Here is a 1,355-nt window from a genome sequence, read left to right as displayed (position 1 = left end):
GAGCCTATCCGAACCTTTGTGTGTGAGGCATAAACTGATGGCCAAGGAGCCACGTTATGCCACGCAAACGTAAGGAAGAAGCGACCGTAGAACCGGGCAAGGGCTTGAACCTGGACCCGGAACTGATCAAGCAACTGGTGCCCGGAACGCTGGATCGGGCGACGATCAACGAGCAGCTCGCTGCGCTCAAGAAGGCGATCTTCGAGCGTGCGCTGGGTGGCGAGTTGACCCACCACCTCGGCTACGAGAAGGGCGAAGCCAAGCCGGCCGGCCGCACGAACCATCGCAACGGCACCAGCCGCAAGCGCATCGCGACCGACGACGACCTGCTCGACGTCGAGATTCCGCGCGATCGCGAAGGCACCTTCGATCCGGTGCTGATCGCCAAGGGCGAGCGACGTTTCACCGGCTTCGACGACAAGATCATCGCGATGTACGCACGCGGCATGAGCGTGCGGGAGATTCAGGGCTTCCTGCAGGAGATGTACGGCATCGAGGTATCGCCGGACTTCATCAGTACCGTCACTGACGCGGTGATCGACGAAGTGCGCGAGTGGCAACAGCGGCCGCTCGAGCCGATGTACCCGGTGGTGTTCTTCGACGCCTTGCGCGTCAAGATCCGGGACGAAGGCGTGGTCCGCAACAAGGCGATCTACCTGGCGCTGGGTGTTCGCCGCGACGGCACACGTGACGTGCTGGGCCTCTGGATCGAGCAGACCGAGGGGGCCAAGTTCTGGCTGCGGGTGGTGAACGACCTGAAGCTGCGTGGCGTGCAGGATATCCTGATTGCCGTGGTCGACGGACTGAAGGGCTTCCCGGAAGCGATCAACACGGTGTTCCCGGAAACGACGGTCCAGACCTGCATCGTGCATCTGATCCGGAACTCGCTGGACTTCGCCAGCTGGAAAGACCGGAAATCCGTCGCAGCGGCGCTCAAGGAGGTCTATCGGGCACCGTCGGCCGAAGCGGCCGCCGTGGCGCTGGATGCGTTCGATACGAGCCCGTGGGGGACGAAATACCCACCGATTGCCGCGCTCTGGCGCCGGGCCTGGGATCAGGTGATTCCGTTTTACGCCTTCGCGCCCGACATCCGGAAAATTGTATATACGACCAACGCGATCGAGTCGCTGCACATGCAGCTTCGGAAGATCATTAAGGCGCGCGGCCACTTCCCGTCGGACGAGGCCGCGCTCAAGCTGATCTGGCTGGCGCTGCGCAACGTCGTAGCCAAGTGGACGGGTTCCCGGCACGATTGGAAGAGCGCCATGACTCAGTTCGCACTGCTTTACCCAGAACGATTCAACATTGGAGTCTGAATCTCAACCCGCCTCACACACTAAATTCCGGATACCTCC

General features: G+C 61.8%; 1 protein-coding gene. It reads left to right on the top strand.

Annotated elements, in window-relative coordinates:
* The first annotated feature begins 56 nt into the window (after positions 1 to 56).
* Positions 57 to 1,316, top strand: a complete 1,260-nt coding sequence (locus tag LGN10_RS33350; RefSeq protein WP_226226287.1) for an IS256-like element IS1356 family transposase — start codon at positions 57 to 59, stop codon at positions 1,314 to 1,316.
* Positions 1,317 to 1,355: the final 39 nt, after the last annotated feature.

This window comes from Burkholderia sp. AU32262 (genome assembly GCF_020419985.1).
Taxonomy (GTDB): Bacteria; Pseudomonadota; Gammaproteobacteria; order Burkholderiales; family Burkholderiaceae; genus Burkholderia; species Burkholderia semiarida.
Note: the sequence above shows the minus strand (reverse complement) of the source record. Positions and strands in the feature narration are given on the sequence as shown.